This window comes from Bacillus sp. JJ864 (assembly GCF_036963045.1).
Lineage (GTDB): Bacteria > Bacillota > Bacilli > Bacillales > Bacillaceae_G > Bacillus_A > Bacillus_A pseudomycoides_C.
Genome location: NZ_JBALLY010000116.1, coordinates 26,087 through 29,674, shown reverse-complemented (window position 1 = coordinate 29,674; position 3,588 = coordinate 26,087). Strand labels below are relative to the sequence as shown.

At 34.8% G+C, this 3,588-nt stretch carries 1 protein-coding gene; it reads left to right on the top strand.

Going from position 1 to position 3,588, the window contains the following annotated elements; genetic code table 11:
* Positions 1-329: 329 nt before the first annotated feature.
* A complete protein-coding gene (locus V7024_RS17530) occupies positions 330-3,374 on the top strand; it encodes an efflux RND transporter permease subunit (protein ID WP_335522222.1) in 3,045 nt (1,014 codons plus the stop codon).
* Positions 3,375-3,588 lie beyond the last annotated feature (214 nt).

Sequence of the window (3,588 nt, the reverse complement as noted above, 5' to 3'; positions counted from 1 at the left end):
GCCGCTCAATTGCGACTTCCTTATGCTAACATTTCAGTTATTCAATGTCAACTAAGTTTTTTATTTTCTCGCTTTCTGCTTTCGTGCAGCAGCGACGTTTATTAATATATCATCTTCTTTTTTAAAATACAAGTATTTTTTAAAGAAAATATAAAGTTTGTTTATGCTATCAATTCAATTCTTTTATAAACCTTTAGCTAACTATACAAGGAACGCCTTACTTAAGAAATTTTTTAGGAAATTTTTACATGTTCTTAACTCTAATTCCCCCGCATTTGTTATATAGTAAAACCGTAAACCATCAAACCCTATCATGGAGGAATCTATTTATGGAAAGATTGACGAAGTTTTCATTAAAAAATAGGGTCGCTATTATCATCATGGTTTTTCTCATCTCTGTATTAGGTATTTATTCCGGCTCTAAATTACCGATGGAGTTTTTACCAAGCATGGATCAACCATTTGTAACAATCACTACCTTATCTGAGGGACTAGATGCTGAAACAATGACAAAAGAAGTAACAGAACCTCTTGAAAAGCAGTTTCGAAATCTTTCACACGTCGATACGATTACATCGTCAACAAGTGAGGGGTTGTCAAAAATTGACATTATGTATACCGCAAAGACGAATATGAAAGATGCAGTGCGTGAAGTTGAAAAACTCACAAACGGAATGCCGCTTCCAAAAGGCATAATGAAACCTGTTGTCAGCCAGCTAAATACTTCTATGATTCCACTCGCACAAATTACAGTCCAAAAGAAAAATGGCTTTACAAAAGCCGACGAGAAACAAATTGAAAAAGAAATTATCCCACAACTTGAAAATATCGACGGTGTTTCTAATGTTATGTTTTACGGGAAATCAACATCAGAGTTATCTATTGTATTAGATCCCGTTAAAATGAAAGATCAAAACATCATAACATCACAAATCGTATCCGCCCTTCAAGGAAAAGAAGCTTCTATATCAGCTGGGCAAATATCTATAAATAATGAAAATCATCTACTTCGTGTAATTGGAGAAATAAAAAGTATTAAAGAGATCAAAAACATTCCACTCACACCACAAGTAAAATTAAGTGATATCGCAAAGATTGAATTAAAACAACATCATGATGCAATTTCTCACATTAACGGAGAAGATGGCGCTGCACTAGTCATTATGAAAGAACCGAGCAAAAATGCTGTTACAATCGGAAAAGCAATCGAGAAAAAAGTTGATGATATAAGTAAGCAATATAAAGACACTTTTACTATAAAAACACTTATGTCCACACACGAACAGGTCGAAAATGCTGTTACAAGTATGGGAAAAGAGGTCGTGCTTGGTGCGATTGCCGCTACATTCATCATTTTAATTTTCTTGCGCAACATTCGTACTACTTTAATTTCTGTTGTTAGTATCCCATTATCCATACTCCTTACACTCTTTTTACTTGATCAGTCCAATATCACTTTAAATATTTTAACATTAGGCGGATTAGCAGTCGCTGTCGGACGTCTTGTCGATGATAGCATCGTTGTAATTGAAAACATTTTCAGGCGCTTACAAAAAGATTCTTTCTCAAAAGACGTCATTATTGATGCTACGAAAGAAGTTGCAATTGCGATTACGTCTTCTACTTTAACAACCGTCGCTGTTTTTTTACCAATCGGTCTTGTATCAGGTGGAATCGGTGAATTTATGTTACCTATGGTGTTAGCGGTTGTATATTCAATTCTTTCATCTTTATTAGTGGCCTTAACAGTTGTGCCGCTCATGGCTTTTCTACTTTTAAGGAAAACAAAACCTACGGAGCAAAAAGAAACGAAACGTTATACAGCCATTTTAAAATGGTCGTTATCACATAAATTTATCATTTTACTTACCGCTTTTTTATTATTCGTTGGTTCAATTGCAGCATATATTCTACTCCCAAAAGCTAATATTAAATCTGATGACAACACCATGCTTTCTATTAATATGACATTCCCTGCTAATTACGATTTAGAGAAAGGGAGACAGCAAGCCTTTGAACTTGAGAAAAAGTTACTTGCAGATTCACGAGTAAAAGACGTTACATTACGGATGGGTTCTGCTTCAGAAGATGCACAGTGGGGACAAACGACAAAGAACAATCTTGCGAATATATATGTAGGGTTTAAAAAAGGAATTGACCTTGAAACGTATATTAATAACCTAAAAAAAGAACAGAATCAATTTCAACCAGCAACATTTGATTATATAAAAGTAAGTTTTTCAAATTTCGGTGGTGGAAATGCATTACAATTTAACATCACTGCAAACAATAATAAAGATTTAAAACAAGCTTCCGACCTTGTTACTACAAAATTAAAAAGCTTAAATGGTCTTTCAAAAGTAAAAACAAATACAGAGGAAGAAAAAAACGAATGGGTTATTAACATCGATCAGACAAAAGCAGAAAAGGCAGGCTTAAATTCTGAAGTCATCGGGCAACAAGTTGCATTTTTAATGAAAAAATCGCCAATTGGCCAAATCACACTAGACAACGAAAAGACAACTCTTATGCTAGAACACAAAAAAACAGAGACTCCTAATAAAGATGCGATTTTAAACTCAAATATTTTGTCACCAATCACTGGTTTAATCGCATTAAAAGATGTTGCAACGATTTCTGAAAAACAAATACAAACCGAAATATTTCACAAGGACGGAAAAGAAACAATTCAAGTGACAGCAGAAGCGAAAGATGAAGACTTAAGTAAAGTAAGCACAGAAGTAAATACAGCTATTGCAGATTTGAAATTGCCTGATGGAGCGAAAGTTAACATTGCTGGAGCAACAGAATCGATGCAAGAAAATTTTACTGATTTATTTAAGGTTATGGGAATTGCAATTGGTGTTGTTTACTTAATTATGGTCATTACTTTCGGGCAAGCACGTGCACCATTTGCAATTTTATTCTCTCTCCCATTAGCAGCTGTAGGCGGGATTTTAGGTTTAATTATTTCACAAACACCTGTCGATTTAAATTCTCTTATCGGAGCTTTAATGCTAATCGGGATTGTTGTAACGAATGCAATTGTATTAATAGAACGTGTACAACAAAATCGTGAAAAAGGAATGGCAACAAGAGAAGCACTATTAGAAGCTGGTTCAGTACGATTGCGCCCAATTATTATGACAGCTATTACAACCATCTTCGCAATGCTTCCTCTATTATTCGGTGATGCACAAGCTGGCAGCATGGTATCTAAAAGCTTAGCTGTTGTAGTCATTGGCGGTTTATTAGTTTCTACATTACTAACACTAGTTGTCGTACCCGTTATGTACGAATTGCTAGATCAAATCGGTAGTAGAAGGCACCGTAAAAAACGACATGAATCTTATACAAATGTTCCTAAATCATAACAATACAACAGCCGTATTCAGAAGTCTGAATACGGCTGTTATTTTTTCTCTCAAAATTTTGCAGAACAAAAAAGAGTGTCCTTGTACAGTGAATTTTATCCACCTGTAAGAACACCCTCTTTATCCTATATATAAATCGCAGTTATATAAAACAAAAAGTGACACCCGCTCGCCTTCTCTCTTGGGTTTAAACCTTGCACGTGGCAGGAAAAGG

Coding starts and splice junctions, on each gene's coding strand:
- V7024_RS17530 (WP_335522222.1), top strand. CDS start 330: ATGGAAAGATTGACGAAGTTTTCATTAAAAAATAGGGTCGCTATTATC.